This window comes from Rhodovulum euryhalinum (assembly GCF_004342445.1).
GTDB lineage: Bacteria > Pseudomonadota > Alphaproteobacteria > Rhodobacterales > Rhodobacteraceae > Rhodovulum > Rhodovulum euryhalinum.
Genome location: NZ_SLWW01000004.1, coordinates 136,831 through 153,519, shown reverse-complemented (window position 1 = coordinate 153,519; position 16,689 = coordinate 136,831). Strand labels below are relative to the sequence as shown.

14 protein-coding genes and 1 tRNA gene are annotated in these 16,689 nt (G+C 66.9%); 6 read left to right on the top strand and 9 right to left on the bottom strand.

Annotated elements, in window-relative coordinates; all coding sequences use genetic code 11:
• Positions 1 to 5: 5 nt before the first annotated feature.
• Positions 6 to 935, bottom strand: a complete 930-nt coding sequence (locus EV655_RS06480; RefSeq protein WP_132543036.1) for a TRAP transporter small permease subunit — start codon at positions 933 to 935, stop codon at positions 6 to 8.
• Positions 936 to 1,057: 122 nt separating this feature from the next.
• A complete protein-coding gene (locus EV655_RS06475) occupies positions 1,058 to 2,143 on the bottom strand; it encodes a TRAP transporter substrate-binding protein (RefSeq protein ID WP_132543034.1) in 1,086 nt (361 codons plus the stop codon).
• Between the two features lie 536 nt (positions 2,144 to 2,679).
• Between EV655_RS06475 and EV655_RS06470 the strand changes: the two genes are divergently transcribed.
• From EV655_RS06470 to ilvN, 3 genes are all read left to right on the top strand, one after another.
• A complete protein-coding gene (locus EV655_RS06470) occupies positions 2,680 to 4,434 on the top strand; it encodes an acetolactate synthase 3 large subunit (RefSeq protein WP_132543032.1) in 1,755 nt (584 codons plus the stop codon).
• The gene (locus EV655_RS06465) at positions 4,431 to 5,012 is read left to right on the top strand and encodes a hypothetical protein (RefSeq protein ID WP_132543030.1); all 582 of its coding nucleotides are present in this window, start codon (positions 4,431 to 4,433) and stop codon (positions 5,010 to 5,012) included. The genes EV655_RS06470 and EV655_RS06465 overlap by 4 nt, the downstream gene beginning before the upstream one ends.
• Before the next feature lie 76 nt (positions 5,013 to 5,088).
• Positions 5,089 to 5,652, top strand: a complete 564-nt coding sequence (gene ilvN / locus EV655_RS06460) for an acetolactate synthase small subunit (protein ID WP_132543028.1) — start codon at positions 5,089 to 5,091, stop codon at positions 5,650 to 5,652.
• A 399-nt stretch (positions 5,653 to 6,051) separates the two neighbouring features.
• Here the strand turns inward: ilvN and EV655_RS06455 are convergent, their stop codons facing one another.
• From EV655_RS06455 to pdxH, 7 genes are all read right to left on the bottom strand, one after another.
• Positions 6,052 to 6,978: an MBL fold metallo-hydrolase gene (locus EV655_RS06455; RefSeq protein WP_132543026.1), complete on the bottom strand. Its 927-nt coding sequence runs from the start codon at positions 6,976 to 6,978 to the stop codon at positions 6,052 to 6,054.
• Between the two features lie 10 nt (positions 6,979 to 6,988).
• A complete protein-coding gene (locus EV655_RS06450; protein WP_207901936.1) occupies positions 6,989 to 7,399 on the bottom strand; it encodes a hypothetical protein in 411 nt (136 codons plus the stop codon).
• 633 nt (positions 7,400 to 8,032) lie between these two features.
• Positions 8,033 to 11,701, bottom strand: coding sequence for a vitamin B12-dependent ribonucleotide reductase (locus EV655_RS06445; RefSeq protein ID WP_132543024.1), 3,669 nt, complete (start codon positions 11,699 to 11,701; stop codon positions 8,033 to 8,035).
• A gap of 505 nt (positions 11,702 to 12,206) precedes the next feature.
• Positions 12,207 to 12,283, bottom strand: a tRNA-Pro gene (locus EV655_RS06440).
• Positions 12,284 to 12,325: 42 nt separating this feature from the next.
• On the bottom strand, positions 12,326 to 12,802 hold the full coding sequence (locus EV655_RS06435; protein ID WP_132543022.1) for a DUF192 domain-containing protein: 477 nt from the start codon (positions 12,800 to 12,802) through the stop codon (positions 12,326 to 12,328).
• On the bottom strand, positions 12,766 to 13,290 hold the full coding sequence (locus tag EV655_RS06430; RefSeq protein ID WP_243645007.1) for a cold-shock protein: 525 nt from the start codon (positions 13,288 to 13,290) through the stop codon (positions 12,766 to 12,768). Before EV655_RS06430 ends, EV655_RS06435 begins: the two co-directional genes overlap by 37 nt.
• 136 nt (positions 13,291 to 13,426) lie before the next feature.
• The gene (gene pdxH, locus EV655_RS06425; protein WP_132543018.1) at positions 13,427 to 14,032 is read right to left on the bottom strand and encodes a pyridoxamine 5'-phosphate oxidase; all 606 of its coding nucleotides are present in this window, start codon (positions 14,030 to 14,032) and stop codon (positions 13,427 to 13,429) included.
• Positions 14,033 to 14,132: 100 nt separating this feature from the next.
• Here pdxH and fabI point away from each other — a divergent pair, with 100 nt between their 5' ends.
• Genes fabI through EV655_RS06410 form a run of 3 tightly spaced genes read left to right on the top strand, consistent with a single transcriptional unit; the run spans position 14,133 to position 16,663 of the window.
• Positions 14,133 to 14,951, top strand: a complete 819-nt coding sequence (gene fabI / locus EV655_RS06420; RefSeq protein ID WP_132543017.1) for an enoyl-ACP reductase FabI — start codon at positions 14,133 to 14,135, stop codon at positions 14,949 to 14,951.
• Positions 14,952 to 14,974: 23 nt separating this feature from the next.
• On the top strand, positions 14,975 to 15,481 hold the full coding sequence (gpt, locus tag EV655_RS06415; protein WP_132543015.1) for a xanthine phosphoribosyltransferase: 507 nt from the start codon (positions 14,975 to 14,977) through the stop codon (positions 15,479 to 15,481).
• 27 nt (positions 15,482 to 15,508) lie between these two features.
• On the top strand, positions 15,509 to 16,663 hold the full coding sequence (locus tag EV655_RS06410) for an aminotransferase (protein WP_424511305.1): 1,155 nt from the start codon (positions 15,509 to 15,511) through the stop codon (positions 16,661 to 16,663).
• The last annotated feature ends 26 nt before the right edge of the window (positions 16,664 to 16,689 follow it).

Genomic DNA, 16,689 nt, shown 5'->3' with positions numbered 1-16,689 from the left:
CCCCCTTAATGCGTGCCTTCATAGGCTTCTTCACCGGCGCCGAGGCTGTCCCGGTCGAGGTATTTTCCGGCGCTGTCCTCGCCCTCGACATATTCGAGGAACGAGCGGTAGAAGAACGCCACCGCCTGCACGAAGATCATCGCCGTCAGCGCCAGCAGCAGCACCTTGAACAGGAAGTAGCCGTTGAAGCCGTTGGGCGAAAAGCCGATGGTCTCGACGTTCCAGCGCAGCGCCCGCGCCTTCATCATCAGCCGGTCGAACGACTCCGAGGCCGATGGCTTGGGCGTGATCAGGTGGCGCCAGAGGAAGAACCAGGAATAAAGCCAGGTCAGCACCGCCACCGGCATCATGAAGAACAGGGCACCGAACATGTCGATCAGCCGCTTTGTGCGAAAGCTGACGCCCGCATAGACCAGGTCGACCCGCACATGGCCCGACTGCACGAAGGTGTAGGTCGCGCACAGGCAGACGATCATCGCGTTATAAAGCTTCAGTTCCTCGGACCACCAGGACAGGTCCTTGGCAAAGCCGTAGCCGAGCGGCCCAAGCTGGATCTCGGCGACGCGGAAGATGCGCTGCAGGAACACGATCATGATCTGCTGGAGCACCATCAGAAGACCGGCCCAGGCGAAGAACCGGCCCACCGTGTTGGCAAAGCCTTCCAGCACCCGGACCGCCCCCCACATGATCGACCGCCGCCACAGCCCGAGGCCGGTCAGCACCAGGAATGCCGCCAGCACGACGAAGAAGAACTCGACCGAGCCGCCGAAATAGACGACCCGCATGATCGCCTCGTTGTTCGACCAGTCGAGCCACAGCCCCGGATGGGTGACGGCATAGCCGAAATGGTAGAAGGCAAGGACAAGGTTCTTGAGAAACCAGACCCCGCCGTCCAGAAGCGCGCCGAGCGCGCCGGGCGATGCGCTCTCTTCCATGATCCAACCCCCTGTTGCTCAGGCGTCGCGGATCGGGCCCTTCGTCCCCCCGCGGGTCCGATGCGCGACGCCAAAGAAGGCGCCCCCGCCTGGGGCGGGGGCGCGGTCCTGTCAATCGTGGTTCAGAGGCCCATGATCCGGTTGCGCTGCACCGAGAAGGCCGCTTCGGACCGGCCGCTCCAGCTGGCCGAGCTTTTCAGCGAGGCCATGTAGCTGTCGTAGCATTTCTTGTAGAGTTCGTCGCCCATCGGTTCGGCGATGACCTCCTGCGCGGCGGCGCCGAAGGCATCCCAGACGCTGTCGGGGAACTCCATCACCTGCACGCCACCGGCCTGAAGACGGGTCAGCGCGGCCGCGTTGTTGGCCATGAACTGCGACATGTTCCAGATGTTGCAGGCGCCCGCGGCGTTCTGGATCGCCGCCTGATGTGCCGGCGTCAGGCTTTCGAAGACCTCGAGGTTCACCGTCAGGTTCAGGTTCGGCCCGGGCTCGTGGAAACCGGCGGTGTAGTAGATCTTGGTGATCTCCTGGAAACCGGCCTTCTCGTCGGCCCAGGGCCCGATCCATTCGGTGCCGTCGATCGCGCCCGACGCCAGCGCCTGGTACACTTCGGAGCCCGGCAGGTTCTGCACCGAGGCGCCGAGCTTGCCCATCACCTGGCCACCCTGGCCCGGCATCCGGAACTTGAGCCCCTGGAAGTCCTCGGGGCTGTTCATCTGCTTGGCGTACCAGCCGCCCGACTGCGGCCCGGTATTGCCCGCCGAGAAGCACTTGAGCCCGAAGATGGTGTAAAGCTCGTCCGCCAGTTCACGGCCGCCACCGTGGTGGAACCAGTTGTTGTATTCCTGGAACGTCATGCCGAAGGGCACCTGGCTGAAGAAGGACAGCGCCGGGTGCTGGCCGAGGAAGTAGTAGTCCACGCCATGGTACATGTCGGCCTGGCCCGCCGAGACGGCGTCGAACACCTCGAACGCGCCCACAAGCTCGCCCGCGGCCTTGAGGTCCACGGTCAGTTGGCCGTCGGTGATCGCGGTGATCGCGTCGGCGCAATACTGCGCAGCGTCATGCACGCCCGCCAGCCCGCGGCCCCATGTGGTGACAAGTGTCAGCGTCCGCTTGCCCTGGGCATAGGCGGGGGCGGCCAGCGTCGCGGCGGCCGCGGCCGAGCCGCCAAGCGCGGAAGTCCTCAGAAAAGAACGGCGATCCATAATATTCCTCCCGGTTTGGCGCCCGCCGATCGAGCGGGCGGATCCTTTGAGTGGGCGCAATCTAGCGGCACGTTTCCAGCAGATAAATAGGCGGAATCGTCAGGATGGGATATTTCCTTGCGCGGCATGTCCGCCCGGCGCCCGAAAACCGGGCATGCGGCGGTCCGTCCCGCCCGGCGAATGGGCAGCCGCCCGGAACCCCGCCCGCATCCGCGCCGGCGTCGCCCGGCCCGACGGATTTGCGAACTTTGCGCCAGACCCGCCCCGGGGGCAACAAATGCAAAGGATCCGTTGCCGCAGGGTACGAAAATTCTGGCCATTCCGGGTTGACCCCCGGCCAGAGCACTCCTAATGTCCCGCGCACGCAAAACTGGAGAGCCCCGATGGCGATCGTACTTGTAGGCACGAAAGACAGGCGCATGGGCCGGTAGAGACGGACCCCAGGGTTTCCCCCATGCGCCCCCGCTCCAACCGGGGGTTTTTTTATGCGCGGCCGAAGCAAGGCACCGACGGCGGACAGCACGGAGAGACGACAGATGACACAGATGACCGGCGCGAGGATGGTGGTTCAGGCGCTCAGGGACCAGGGCGTCGAGGTAATCTTCGGCTATCCGGGCGGCGCCGTGCTTCCGATCTATGACGAACTGTTCCAGCAGAACGACATCCGCCACATCCTGGTGCGTCACGAACAGGGCGCGGTGCACATGGCCGAAGGCTATGCCCGCTCGACCGGCAAGCCGGGCGTCGTTCTGGTCACCTCGGGGCCGGGCGCGACCAACGCGGTGACCGGCATTACCGACGCGCTGATGGATTCGATCCCGCTGGTCGTGCTCACCGGCCAGGTGCCCACCTTCATGGTCGGCAACGACGCCTTCCAGGAGGCCGACACGGTCGGCATCACCCGCCCCTGCACCAAGCACAACTGGCTGGTGAAGGAGACCGACAAGCTGGCCGAGACGATCCACCGGGCGTTCCATGTCGCGACCTCGGGCCGTCCCGGCCCGGTGCTGATCGACATTCCCAAGGACGTCCAGTTCGCCACCGGCAGCTATGTCGGCCCGCGCGAGGCAGGCCAGGGCCACTATCACCCGCAGGTGAAGGGCGACCGCGAGATGATCACCCGCCTTGTCGAGGCGATGGAGACCGCAGAGCGGCCGATCTTCTACACCGGCGGCGGGGTCATCAACTCGGGCGATGCGGCGACGCAATTGCTGCGCGAACTGGTGGACGCCACGGGTTTTCCGATCACCTCGACGCTGATGGGGCTGGGCGCCTACCCGGCCAGCGGAAAGAACTGGCTGGGCATGCTGGGGATGCACGGGCTTTACGAGGCCAACCTCGCGATGCACGATTGCGACCTGATGATCAACATCGGCGCGCGGTTCGACGACCGGATCACCGGGCGGCTGGCCGATTTCAGCCCGGGATCGGTCAAGGCGCATATCGACATCGACCCCTCGTCGATCAACAAGACCATCCGCGCCGACATTCCCATCATCGGCGACGTCGCCCATGTTCTGGAGGACATGCTGCGCATCTGGAAGTCGCGCGGCCGCAAGGTCAACAAGGAGGGTCTGGCCCGCTGGTGGGCGCAGATCGCCGACTGGAAGAAGGTCGAGTGCCTGCGCTACCGGAACTCGGACACGGTCATCAAGCCGCAATACGCCCTCGAACGGCTGGAGGCGCTGACCCGCCACCGCAAGGACCGCTACATCTGCACCGAGGTCGGCCAGCACCAGATGTGGGCCGCGCAGTTCCTGGGCTTCGAGGCGCCGAACCGCTGGATGACATCGGGCGGGCTGGGCACCATGGGCTATGGCCTGCCGGCGTCCATCGGGGTGCAGGTCGCGCATCCGGACGCGCTGGTGATCAACGTGGCCGGCGAAGGCTCGTGGCTGATGAACATGCAGGAGATGGGCACCGCGGTACAGTTCCGCACCCCGGTCAAGCAGTTCATCCTGAACAACGAACGCCTGGGAATGGTGCGCCAGTGGCAGACCCTGCTGCATGGCGGACGCTATTCCCATTCCTGGTCCGAGGCGCTGCCCGACTTCGTCAAGCTGGCCGAGGCCTTCGGCTGCAAGGGGATCAGGTGCGACAACCCGGCCGATCTGGACGACGCGATTTCCGAGATGCTGGCCTATGACGGGCCGGTGATCTTCGACTGCCTCGTGGAAAAGCACGAGAACTGCTATCCGATGATCCCGTCCGGCGAGCCGCACAACCGGATGCTGCTGGGTGACGACACCGGCGAGGACGCGATCAAGGCCGGCGGGGCGGTGCTGGTGTGATCCGGCGCCGCGTCATCCTCGCGGCGCTGGCCGCATGCGCGCCGCTTGCCGCGGCGGCGCAGGATTTCGCGGGTCTCGACATCGGGCAAAGCGCGGCGGCCTTCGCCACGCTCGGCCCGCCCACCGCCGTCGGGGTGGCCAACCCCGGCTACACGGCGACGCGCTGGCAGCAGCCGGCCGGCAACCAGTTGTCGGTCACGACCGACGCGGCCGGCCGCATCGTCTATATGGAGAGCTTTCGCGGCGACGGCGTGCCGCCTTCGGTGGGAACGGGCCTGCGCTTTGGCGCGACGATGCGGGGCGAATTCCTGCCGCTGGCGGGTTCGGGCGGGATGTATTTCCCGGGCCGCGGGCCGCAGGTCGCGATGGGCGCCGAAACGGTCTATTTCCACAGCTACGGGCTGGCCGGGCGGCCGGGGATCATCGCGACCTTCGCCTTCGTCGGTCCCACGGGCGCCCCGCCCGACATGGCGTTTCTGGACTCGGTGATCCTGTCGGACGCGAGCTACCAGTCGTTGATCTGGGGCGGCCCGCCGGTGGCAACGCCGGGCTATGCCGAGATCGACATGCGGTTCTGAACCGGGCCGCGACAGGGCGGCCATGCCGCCCGTAACCGAAACGCCCCCGCCGGGGCACAAGGACGACGCAACAGACATGGCAGCAGCACTGAACATCCAGAAGGGCACCTCGAAGCTTTCGGCCTATGACCTGCGCGACCCCAACGCCGATACCGTCGAGCGGCACACGCTGGCGGTGATCGTCGACAACGAACCGGGCGTGCTGGCGCGCGTGATCGGGCTGTTCTCGGGGCGGGGCTACAACATCGACAGCCTGACCGTGGCCGAGGTCGACCACACCGGGCACACCAGCCGCATCACCATCGTCACCACCGGCACGCCCGCCGTGATCGAGCAGATCAAGGCCCAGCTCGGCCGGATCGTCCCGGTGCACGAGGTGCACGACCTGACCGTCGAGGGCCCATCGGTCGAACGCGAACTGGCGCTCTTCAAGGTCCATGGCGCGGGCGAGAAGCGGGTCGAGGCGCTTCGGCTGGCCGACATCTTTCGCGCCAACGTGGTGGATTCGACGCTGGAAAGCTTCGTCTTCGAGATCACCGGCACGCCGCAGAAGGTCGACGCCTTCGCCGAACTGATGCGCCCGCTCGGGCTCAAGGAAATGGCACGGACCGGGATCGCGGCGCTGTCGCGCGGCGCCTGACGCCGGGGCCCAACGTCCGCGTTCGGGCGCTGGAGGATTTCGTCAAGCGGTTCGCCGGAACGGCCCAGCGCAAAGGCGGCGTTGCAGGTGGCCCCCCGCATCCAGCGGTTTCGCGCGAGCGCGTTGATGATATCCGCGGTCAGGCCGTCCGCGATCACCCTGCCCCGGCCCTCGCCATCGGGGACCGGACAGGGAAGAACCGCCATGCACGGAAAGGGATCGCACCGGCCGCTGGCCGTCTCCGGGGGCGGCCGAGGACGGAAGCACCGGGATGTCCATGCTGGATCCCGGCTTCATGTGACCCTGAGCGTGCCTGCCGTCCCGCCCCTGCGGGGAGCTTCGTCGCGTCCGGACAAACGGCATCGGGCACCGGCACCGGCTGCGGTCGCGTCCCTCCGGTCACTCCCATTCCATCTCGGTGAAGACCTGCTGGGCGTTGCGCCCCGCGAGGCTGCCGAACTGCTCCAGATGCGCGAAGGCGGACTGCTCCACCGCGACCGACCCGAGGATGTCGCCGCCCGCGTCGATATGGGCGCGCATCCGCTCGCGCAGCGTGACGAGATAGTCGTAGGTATCCGCCCGGGCGCGGTCCAGCGTGGTCGGATCGCCGTGGCCGGGGACGACGTGCAGGGGCCCGAGCGCGGCCATCGCCGCAAAGGCCTCGATCCAGCCCGCCGAACTGGAAAACTCCAGCACGCCCAGAAGCCGCTCGGCAAAGACGATGTCGCCGGCGAAGACGACGCGCGCCTCGGGCAGCCAGACGAAGGCATCGCCCGGCGTGTGGGCGGGGCCAGGGTGGACGATCTCGACAAGGCGGCCGCCGATGGTCAGATCCAGCCGGTCCTCGAACGTCTCGGCGGCATGGACAGGCTGCGTGCCCGCAAGGCCCGCGCCGATCAACCGGCTCAGCATCGTCATCTGCACCGAGGCGCGCGCCGTCTGATCCGCGACCGCCGCCGCGGACGCGACGATACGGGCCCCTTGCGCGGCCCAGTAGCCGTTGCCGAGCCAGCGATGGTCCTGCCCGCCGGTGTTGATGACCAGAATCACCGGCCGGTCGGTCACCTGCCGTATCGCGTCGTGCAGGTCTTCGGCCCCCCGCCAACTGCCCCCCGCGTCGATCAGGACCGCGCCCGCGTCGGTGACGATCAGCCCGAAGGTCGCGTTGTTGCCGAAATTGTCGGGGCTGCGCTGGCCCTTGTCGCCGACGATGGCCCAGACGCCCTCGGCCACCGGCACCGGGCGCAGATCGGCCAGCGCGGGGATGGCGAGGCCCAGAAAGGCCAGGACGGCGGCCGCGCGGATCGGGATCGTCAGCAGGGACATCGGGCGCACCTCACTCGCAAGTATTGTGACGCCGCCACATCGCGGGGTCGTGGCCCCGGGGAACGGCGGCGCAGGGGGCGGCGGCGCCATAGCCGCGCAAGGCGTTGTAGCGGGCGATCTGGTCGTCCGTCAGCAGGGGCGGTGTGTCAAGGTGGCGCGCGAGGTGGACGAAGCGCAGCTCGGCCCGGGCGCGTGCGGCCGCGTCGATCAGCGCGCGAACCGGTCCGGGGTCACGTCGCCCGCGCGGAACGCGGCGTCGAAGGCCCCACCCGCGGCCCGCGCGCAGGTCGTCGAGGTCGCTGTCGGACAGGCTCTTGATCTCGCGGCCCTCCCACCCGGCATAGGGGGACGGGGCGTGGCCCTGCGCGGCGGCCGCAAGGGGCATGGCCAGGGTGGACAGCGCGAGGGCAAGACGGATCATGGCGCACCTCCGGCCGGGATCCGGTCTTTTCTCGCATCCACAAGCCGATTTGCATATGTCTGAAATCATGCCCGGGCCGCCTGCCCCCCTGTCGCCAGAGGTGACCCGCGTCCGCAAAAGAAAGGCCCCCTCGGATATGAGGGGGCCAGGATCGTCGATCAGGCTCTGTGCTTACCGCTCGATGCTCTATGGCTTTGCCTGGGCCTTCTCGACGTCAAAGGCGAGCGCACCCGCCTCGGATCTCACGTAGTGCGGGGCAGGAAGATCCGCCCAGCCAGTTTATTTCTTGTTCGGTCGCTGAGTCAGCGCCGACGCGGCTGCGGATTTGGCAGCTTTCGAGGATCTCGGATTGCCCAGCACTTTGGATGCGGCTGAGGCCGCTTTTGCGCTGGTAACCTCCGAGTTCTTGCGTCGCGACATCACTGTCACTCCTCTTTTCCCCAGGTGAGCCCACATTCCTGTGGACCGATCCTGTATTTCTCAGCACGCTATTGATCCGCTCGTCCGGTCGTGTTCCTCGTTCCATCAGTCGACCCGAGAGGGCCGAACTAGCCTTTCCCGCAGCGTGCTTCGCTCTTGCGGGATGGGCCGGGGGTCGGTGCTGCAACACCGATCCCCACGACCCCCAATCTCTCAACTACACCCGCTCGTCGCCCCGCAGGTGTTGCACTTCATGCAGGTGCCGTTCCTCACCAGCGTGTAGTTGCCACATTCGCCGCAGGGGTCGCCCTCGTAGCCCTGCATGCGGGCCTTGGTGCGCGGGTCGAGCGCGGTGGCGACCGCCGTCGCGGCACCGGTTGCAGGGGCCAGCGTCTGGATCGCCGCGAAGGCGTCGGCCGTGCTGTCGAGCGCGGTCGCCGCGCCGCCGATGCCGCCCTGGAACACCACCAGTTCCTGCGGCAGCCGCTTGCGCAGGTAGCCGGTCGAGCTGATCTGTTTCAGCACCTCAAGCGATTTCGACGCCGCACTTTCCGACACGGGGGCCACGTTCGGCTTGCCCTCGGCATCGCCGCCGCCCAGATCGTCGAAGGACGCGCCCTGGGGTTTGACATGGGCCAGATCCGTGCGGTCGAGATAGGACACGGCCAGTTCCCGGAAGATGTAGTCGAGGATCGAGGTGGCGTTCTTGATCGAGTCGTTGCCCTGCACCATCCCCGCCGGTTCGAACCGGGTGAAGGTGAAGGCCTCGACAAACTCTTCCAGCGGCACGCCGTATTGCAGGCCGACGCTGACGGCGATGGCGAAGTTGTTCATCATCGCGCGGAAACCGGCACCTTCCTTGTGCATGTCGATGAAGATCTCGCCAAGGCTGCCGTCCGCGTATTCGCCGGTGCGCAGGTAGACCTTGTGCCCGCCGACGATGGCCTTTTGCGTGTAGCCCTTGCGCCGCTCGGGCAGCTTTTCGCGGTTCGAGCGGACGATCTCCTTGACGATGACCTTTTCGATGATCTTCTCGGCGATGACCTGCGCCTTTTCCGTGGGCGTGCCGGTGGCCAGCACCTCTTCGGCCTCTTCGTCGTCCTCGACCAGCGACGCCGCCAGCGGCTGGGACAGCTTGGAGCCGTCGCGGTACAGCGCGTTGGCCTTCACCCCCAGCGACCAGGACAGTTCGTAGGCGTCGAGGCAATCCTCGATGCTGGCCGAGTTGGGCATGTTGATCGTCTTCGAGATCGCGCCCGAGATGAAGCTTTGCGCCGCCGCCATCATGTGGATGTGGCTGTTGACCGACAGGAACCGCTTGCCCTTCTTGCCGCAGGGATTGGCGCAGTCGAAGACGTGGTAATGCGCCGGGTCCAGATGCGGCGCGCCTTCCAGCGTCATCGTCCCGCAGACATGGTCGTTCGCCGCCTCGATCTCGGCCTTCGAGAAGCCCAGATGCCGCAGCATGTCGAAGGTGGGATCGTTCAGCTTGTCGGCGGGGATGCCGAGCACGTCCTTGCAGAACGCCTCGCCCAGGGTCCACTGGTTGAAGACGAAGCGGATGTCGAAGGCGGACGGCAGCGCGGCCTCGATCTTGTCCAGTTCCGCCCGGCCGAAGCCATGGCCGATCAGCGCGGTGTGGTTGATGCCGGGGCAGTTGCCAAGGCTGCCATGGCCCACGGCATGGGCAACGATCTCTTCGATCTGCGCGGGACCGTAGCCCAGCGTTTCCAGCGCCGCGGGGACCGAGCGGTTGATGATCTTGAAATAGCCCCCGCCCGCCAGCTTCTTGAACTTGACCAGCGCGAAGTCGGGCTCGATGCCGGTGGTGTCGCAATCCATCACCAGGCCGATCGTGCCGGTGGGCGCGATCACGGACACCTGCGCGTTGCGGAAACCGTGCTTTTCGCCAAGGCACAACGCCTCGTCCCAGGCCCCCCGGGCAAGCTCGACCAGCCGCCGGTCGGGGCAATGATGGTGGTCCAGCGGCACCGGCCGCACCGCAAGCCCCTCATAGCCGTCGGTCTTGCCCTGCGCCGCGCGGCGATGGTTGCGGATGACGCGCAGCATGTGGTCGGCGTTGCGGGCATGCCCCGGGAAGGGCCCAAGTTCGCCCGCGATCTCGGCCGAGGTCGCATAGGCGATGCCCGTCAGGATCGCGGTCAGCGCGCCGCACAGCGCGCGGCCCTCGTCGCTGTCATAACCCAGCCCCATGTTCATCAGGAGCCCGCCGATATTGGCATAGCCCAGGCCCAGCGTGCGGAAGTCATAGGACAGCTGCGCGATTTCCTTCGAGGGGAACTGCGCCATCATCACGCTGATTTCCAGCGTCAGGGTCCACAGCCGCGTGGCATGCACGTAATCCTCGGCCTGGAACACCCCGTCCTTCTGGAAGGTCAGCAGGTTCATCGAGGCCAGGTTGCAGGCCGTGTCGTCGAGGAACATGTATTCCGAGCACGGGTTCGAGGCGCGGATCGCACCGTCCTCGGGGCAGGTGTGCCAGCCGTTGATCGTGTCGTGGAACTGGATGCCCGGATCCGCGCAGGACCAGGCGGCGTGGCCCACCTGCTGCCACAGATCGCGCGCCTTGATGGTCTTGGCGACCTTGCCGTCTGTGCGCCGCACCAGTTCCCAGTCGGCATCCTCCTTGACCGCGCGCAGGAAGGCGTCGGTCACCCGGACCGAGTTGTTCGAGTTCTGGCCCGAGACGGTCGCATAGGCGTCGCTGTCCCAATCGGTGTCGTAGGTCGGGAACTCGATCGACGCATAGCCCTGGCGCGCGTAGTCCAGCACGCGCTTGACATAGGCCTCGGGGATCAGCGCCTTTTTCGCCGCGCGGATCGCGGATTTCAGCCCGCCGTTCACCGCCGGATCATAGGCGTCGGTTTCCTTGCCGTCCCAGGCATGGATCGCAGCGAAGATCGCGTTCAGGTGCTGTTCGTGGATCTTGGATCCGGCCACGAGGCTTGCGACCTTCTGCTCCTCGATCACCTTCCAGTTGATGAAGTCCTCGATGTCCGGGTGATCCATGTCGCAGATCACCATCTTGGCCGCGCGCCGCGTGGTGCCGCCCGACTTGATCGCGCCCGCCGCCCGGTCGCCGATGCGCAGGAAGCCCATCAGCCCCGACGACTTGCCGCCGCCCGACAGCTTTTCGCCCTCGGCGCGCAGCGAGGAAAAGTTGGTGCCGGTGCCCGAGCCGTACTTGAACAGCCGCGCCTCGCGGACCCACAGGTCCATGATGCCGCCCTCGTTCACCAGGTCGTCCTTGATCGACTGGATGAAGCAGGCATGCGGCTGGGGGTGTTCATAGGCCGATTTCGACCGGGTCAGCTTGCCGGTCTTCCAGTCGACGTAGAAATGCCCCTGCCCCGGCCCGTCGATGCCATAGGCCCAGTGCAGCCCGGTGTTGAACCATTGCGGGCTGTTCGGCGCCGCCATCTGCGTGGCCAGCATGTAGCGCATGTCGTCGTAATAGGCGCGGGCGTCCGCCTCGGTGGTGAAGTAGCCGCCCTTCCAGCCCCAATAGGCCCACGCCCCGGCCATCCGGTCAAAGACCTGGCAGGCAGAGGTCTCGCCGCCAAAGCGCTCCTCCTCGGGGAGGTCGGCCAGCGCCGCCTCGTCGGGCACCGACCGCCACAGGAATTCCGGAACGTCCTTTTCGCGCACCTTCTTCAGCCGCGCGGGCACGCCCGCCTTGCGGAAGTATTTCTGCGCGATCACGTCCGAGGCGACCTGGCTCCAGCCCGCCGGCACCTCGACGGCGTCGAGGCGGAACACCACCGTGCCGTCCGGGTTGCGGATCTCCGAGGTCGTGGTGGTGAACTCGATCGCGCCATAGGCGCCGGTCGCTTCGGTGGTGAATCTGCGTTCGATCTTCATGCGTCTGCCCCGTTCTATCCTGTCGCAAGCCCGCCCGCCGCAGCGGCGCCCGGGCCCCGAAATCCATGCCGCTGCGCAAGACGTAGCCGTTGCCCGGCCCCCAAGCCGCCGGGCCACGCCCCCGCCCCGCGGGTGGCGCCCCTGTTCCGGTGTGTCGTCTCGCCCCGCGCCGCCACTAGATATAGTGTTATCGCGCCCGGCCAACACAAGGTGACGTAGACTGCCACAATTCGTCAACGCAATTTTCACGGTTTCCCACAAGTTTTTGGGGTTGACCGGGCAGAGGGATCACAGCCCGACGATTCACCCGGCGCATGGCCATCCCCGGGGCCGCCGCGCGCATTGGTGAAAAACCGCCGGGAACAAGCGGTTACACGTCCAGGTTGCATTTTCGGATGCGCGCGACCGAGTCGGCGCAGTAACGAAAATTAACGTCGGCAGAAGGGGTTAACGGGGGTCAGCCAGACCGGATTCGGGGGCTGAAACAGGGAATCAGGGGGTGGGATGGTCGGGGCGGCGGGATTCGAACCCACGACCTTCGGTACCCAAAACCGACGCGCTACCAGACTGCGCTACGCCCCGTGGCCGCCTCAATAGCGCCGGGCGGGCGCCAAGGGAAGCGATTTACGGACAGGGCCAGACCGCGTCCGGGCCAAAGGCCGGGTGGCGCAGTTCGCTGCCCGGGCCGATGCCCAGCCGGCGGGCCAGCCCGCCATTGATCTCGAGCACCGCCAGCACCCCCTCGCCCCCGTCGATCGGCGTGCGGTCGCGGGGGCGCGCGTTCTCGTGCACCTTCAGCACCCGGCCCCGCGGACCGAGGAAGATCATGTCGAGCGGGATCAGCGTGTTCTCCATCCAGAAGGCGACGCGCTGCGGACGGTCATAGACGAACAGCATGCCCGCCGAGGCGGGCATCGACGTGCGGTGCATCAGTCCCTGCGCCCGCTCGGCGTCGTCATCGGCAATCTCTACGGCGAACCGTGCGCTGCCCCAGTCGCCCCGCAGGTCAACCTGGCCCTCGGCGCATTGCGCGACCGCGGTGCCCGCGAACCCGAGCGCCAGGATCAGTCCTGCGAGACCGGTGAAACCGCACATTCCCATGGCCCTACCATCACCGCAAGCTGGCCGCGCTGGCCCTCGGTCACCCGGATGGCGATCGCCTCGCCGGGCTGAAGATCGGCAAGGCCCGACCGGCGCAACACCTCTATGTGAACGAACACGTCCTCGTTCCGGCCGAACACGTTGGCAAAGCCGAAGCCCTTGGACTTGTCGAACCACTTGACCCGCGCCGGTTCCAGCGGCAGCGCCTCAAGCTCGTCGGGATCAAGCCGCAGCGCATCCTCGAAGACCGGGCCATTGCCCTGTGCGGGCGGGTCGATGCGCAGCACCTCGGTCGCCTGCAGACCGCGCGCGGTCTCCTGCACCATCAGGTCGACACCGGCACCGTCGGTGACAGAACTCTGGCCGAAATTGCGCAGCACATTGGCATGCAGCAAGATGTCCGGTCCACCGCCTTCGGCCACGACAAATCCGAACCCTTTCGTCGGGTCGAACCATTTAACGTGCCCCTGCACACGGCGGGGCGGCATCTCGATATCCCTGGTCATCTTCCCCAAACCGGAGTGAACCGATTACCTCCCGAGCATCCCTTTTCACAGACGCTGGACGCGATGCAAGCAGATTCCCGTCAGCCTCGATTCCCCTGCAATTCACGAAGCGCGAATGTCAGGGGAACAGTCTCGCGATCGTCCAGTCCGCGTCAATCGTCTCGCGTCGCCAGCGGAACCGGTCGTGCAGCCGGAACGCCCCGTCCGCCCAGAACTCGATTTCCAGCGGCCGGATCCGGATACCCCCCCAGAACGGCGGGCGATCGGGTGCGATGCCTTTCTGCGCCGTGACCCGCGCCACCTCTGCCATCAGCTCGCCCCGCGATCCCAGCGGCTGCGACTGCCGCGAGGCCCAGGCCCCCAGCCTGCTTTTCAGTGCACGCGACGCGAAATAGGCATCCGCCCTCTCCCCCTCCTCACGCTCGGTCACGCCCCGGACACGAACCTGACGCCTGAGCGTTTTCCAGTGTAGCACGAAAGCGGCCTTGCCGGTTGCGGAAATCTCTGCCCCCTTGGCGCTGTCGTAATTGGTGTAGAAGACGAAGGCGTCGGGCTCGATCTCCTTCAGCAGCACCATCCGCACGTTCGGCAGCCCCGCGGCATCGACGGTCGCCAGCGCGATGGCGTTCGGGTCGTTCGGCTCGGTCCGCTCGGCCTCGGCCAACCAGGCCCGGGCGATGGCGAACGGGTCGTCGCCGGCGAATAGTCCCTGTCGGTCGGTCATCTGTGCGCGCTCCTGCCCGCTTGTCTTGGCGGTCTTGATGGGTCGGGGCAATTGCCCTACACCGGCGTCAACTTTCTGCAAGGTGATCGAGGGACGCCGGATGTCAACGAAACTCTTGGAAGGCAAGCGCGGTCTTATCATGGGGCTTGCCAACGACAAGTCGATCGCCTGGGGCATCGCGCAGCACTGCGCCGCCCACGGGGCGGAACTTGCGTTTTCGTACCAGGGCGAGGCGCTGAAGAAGCGCGTCGAACCCCTGGCCGCAAGCCTGGGCTCGGACATCGTTCTGGAATGTGACGTCTCCGCGGAAGCCTCGCTCGACGCGCTGTTCGACGGCCTGGCGAAACGCTGGGACCGGCTGGATTTCATCGTCCACGCCATCGGCTTTTCCGACAAGGAACAGCTGCGCGGCCGCTATGTCGACACCACGCGCGACAATTTCGCGATGACGATGGACATCTCGGTGTTCTCTTTCACCGCCGTCGTCCAGCGCGCGGCGCGGATGATGACCGAGGGCGGCTCGGCGCTGACGCTGACCTATTACGGCGCCGAACGGGTGATGCCGCATTACAACGTGATGGGCGTGGCCAAGGCTGCGCTCGAGGCCTCGGTGCGCTATCTGGCCGAGGATCTGGGCAAGGACGGCATCCGGGTCAACGCGATCTCGGCCGGGCCGATCAAGACGCTGGCGGCCAGCGGCATCGGCGATTTCCGCTACATCATGAAGTGGAACGAACTGAACTCGCCGCTGCGGCGCAATGTCAGCCAGGACGAGGTCGGCAAGTCGGCGCTGTACCTGCTGTCCGATCTCGGCAGCGGCGTGACCGGCGAGGTGCACCATGTCGACGCGGGCTATCACGTCGTGGGGATGAAGGCCGTGGATGCGCCGGATATCGACGCGGTCACCGGGCGCAAGTAACGCCAGCCAGAAGGGGAACGCCCATGTCGCCATCCGACCGCCTGCCCCACGAAAAGGGCTTTCACGTCAGTTGGGACCAGATTCACCGCGACGCGCGCGCGCTGGCCTGGCGGCTGGACGGGCACGGGCCCGATGACGGGGCCTGGCGCGCGGTGGTGGCGATCACGCGGGGCGGCATGGCGCCAGCGATGATCGTGGCGCGGGAACTCGACATCCGCATGGTCGATACGATCAGCGTGAAATCCTACAACCACCAGGCCCAGACCGAGCCGCGCGTCATCAAGACCCCCGACATGGAGCTGGTGGGCGACGGCACCGGCGTTCTGATCGTCGACGACCTGGTGGATACCGGCCGGACGCTGGAAGTCGTGCGCAAGCTGATGCCCAAGGCACATGTCGCGACCGTCTACGCCAAGCCCAAGGGCAAGCCGATGGTCGACACCTATATCACCGAGGTCAGCCAGGATACCTGGATCTTCTTCCCCTGGGACATGGCGCTGCAATATGTCGAACCCTACCGGGGAGCCTGAGGCGTGTTCGGCCCGCTGAACCCTCGGATGGCCGCGACCTTCCCGCCCCCGGTGATGGAGGCGCGGCGCTGGCTGGAGGGGATCGAGTTCCCCGCCGACCGGCCGCTGATCAATGTCAGCCAGGCCGCCCCGATGGAACCCCCGCCCGAGCCGCTGCGCCAGGCCATCGCCGAGGCCGCGCTGACCGAAACGGCCGCGCATCTCTACGGCCCGGTTTTGGGCCTGCCCGAGCTGCGTGCGGAACTGGCGGCGCAATGGTCGGCGGCCTACGGCGGCGAGATCGCGCCCGCGCAGGTGGCGATCACCCAGGGCTGCAACCAGGCCTTCTGCGCGGTGATGGCGACAATCGCCGGCGAGGGCGACGAGGTGATCCTGCCGACGCCCTGGTACTTCAACCACAAGATGTGGCTGGACATGGCCGGCATCCGCACCGTGCCGCTGGCCACCGGCGACAACCTGATCCCCGAGGCGAGCCGCGCAGGGCAACTCATCACCGACCGGACCCGCGCCATCGTCCTTGTCAGCCCGAACAACCCCGCGGGCGTGGAATACCCCGCCGAGGTGATCGCCGACTTCCGGACGCTCTGCCGCCGCCATGGCATCGCGCTGATCCTCGACGAGACCTATCGCGACTTTCATTCCGGCAGCGGCGCGCCGCACGACCTGTTCGCCGATCCCGACTGGGCCGACACGCTGATCCACCTTTACTCCTTCTCCAAGGCCTACCGGCTGACCGGCCACCGGGTCGGCGCGATGGTGGCGCATCGCGACCGGCTGGCCCATGTCGAGAAATTCCTCGACACGGTCGCGATCTGCCCGAACCAGCTGGGCCAGCGCGCGGCGCTCTGGGGGATGCGCAACCTCGGCCAGTGGCTGGCGGGGGAACGCGCGGAAATCCTCGACCGGCGCGCGGCGATCGAGGCGGGGTTCCCGGCGCTGGAGGGCTGGACCCTGATGGGGGCCGGGGCCTATTTCGCCTATGCCGCCCATCCCTGGCCGATCCCCTCGGACGACCTGGCCCGCCGGCTGGTGGCCGAGGCGGGGGTGCTGTTGCTGCCCGGCACGATGTTCCTGCCCGAGACCGATACCGGCGCACGCAAGCAGGTGAGGATCGCCTTCGCCAATATCGACCGGCAGGGCATCGGGCGGATGTTCGACCGGCTGTCTGCGTTCCGCCCCTGACCCTTGCGGGCGGGGCCTCTTGCCCC

Excerpts from the sequence above, each read along its gene's own strand:
- EV655_RS06480 (WP_132543036.1), bottom strand. The coding sequence starts at position 935 with ATGGAAGAGAGCGCATCGCCCGGCGCGCTCGGCGCGCTTCTGGACGGC.
- EV655_RS06475 (WP_132543034.1), bottom strand. The coding sequence starts at position 2,143 with ATGGATCGCCGTTCTTTTCTGAGGACTTCCGCGCTTGGCGGCTCGGCC.
- EV655_RS06470 (WP_132543032.1), top strand. The coding sequence starts at position 2,680 with ATGACACAGATGACCGGCGCGAGGATGGTGGTTCAGGCGCTCAGGGAC.
- ilvN (WP_132543028.1), top strand. The coding sequence starts at position 5,089 with ATGGCAGCAGCACTGAACATCCAGAAGGGCACCTCGAAGCTTTCGGCC.
- EV655_RS06455 (WP_132543026.1), bottom strand. The coding sequence starts at position 6,978 with ATGTCCCTGCTGACGATCCCGATCCGCGCGGCCGCCGTCCTGGCCTTT.
- EV655_RS06450 (WP_207901936.1), bottom strand. The coding sequence starts at position 7,399 with ATGATCCGTCTTGCCCTCGCGCTGTCCACCCTGGCCATGCCCCTTGCG.
- EV655_RS06445 (WP_132543024.1), bottom strand. The coding sequence starts at position 11,701 with ATGAAGATCGAACGCAGATTCACCACCGAAGCGACCGGCGCCTATGGC.
- EV655_RS06435 (WP_132543022.1), bottom strand. The coding sequence starts at position 12,802 with ATGGGAATGTGCGGTTTCACCGGTCTCGCAGGACTGATCCTGGCGCTC.
- EV655_RS06430 (WP_243645007.1), bottom strand. The coding sequence starts at position 13,290 with ATGCCGCCCCGCCGTGTGCAGGGGCACGTTAAATGGTTCGACCCGACG.
- pdxH (WP_132543018.1), bottom strand. The coding sequence starts at position 14,032 with ATGACCGACCGACAGGGACTATTCGCCGGCGACGACCCGTTCGCCATC.
- fabI (WP_132543017.1), top strand. The coding sequence starts at position 14,133 with ATGTCAACGAAACTCTTGGAAGGCAAGCGCGGTCTTATCATGGGGCTT.
- gpt (WP_132543015.1), top strand. The coding sequence starts at position 14,975 with ATGTCGCCATCCGACCGCCTGCCCCACGAAAAGGGCTTTCACGTCAGT.
- EV655_RS06410 (WP_424511305.1), top strand. The coding sequence starts at position 15,509 with ATGGCCGCGACCTTCCCGCCCCCGGTGATGGAGGCGCGGCGCTGGCTG.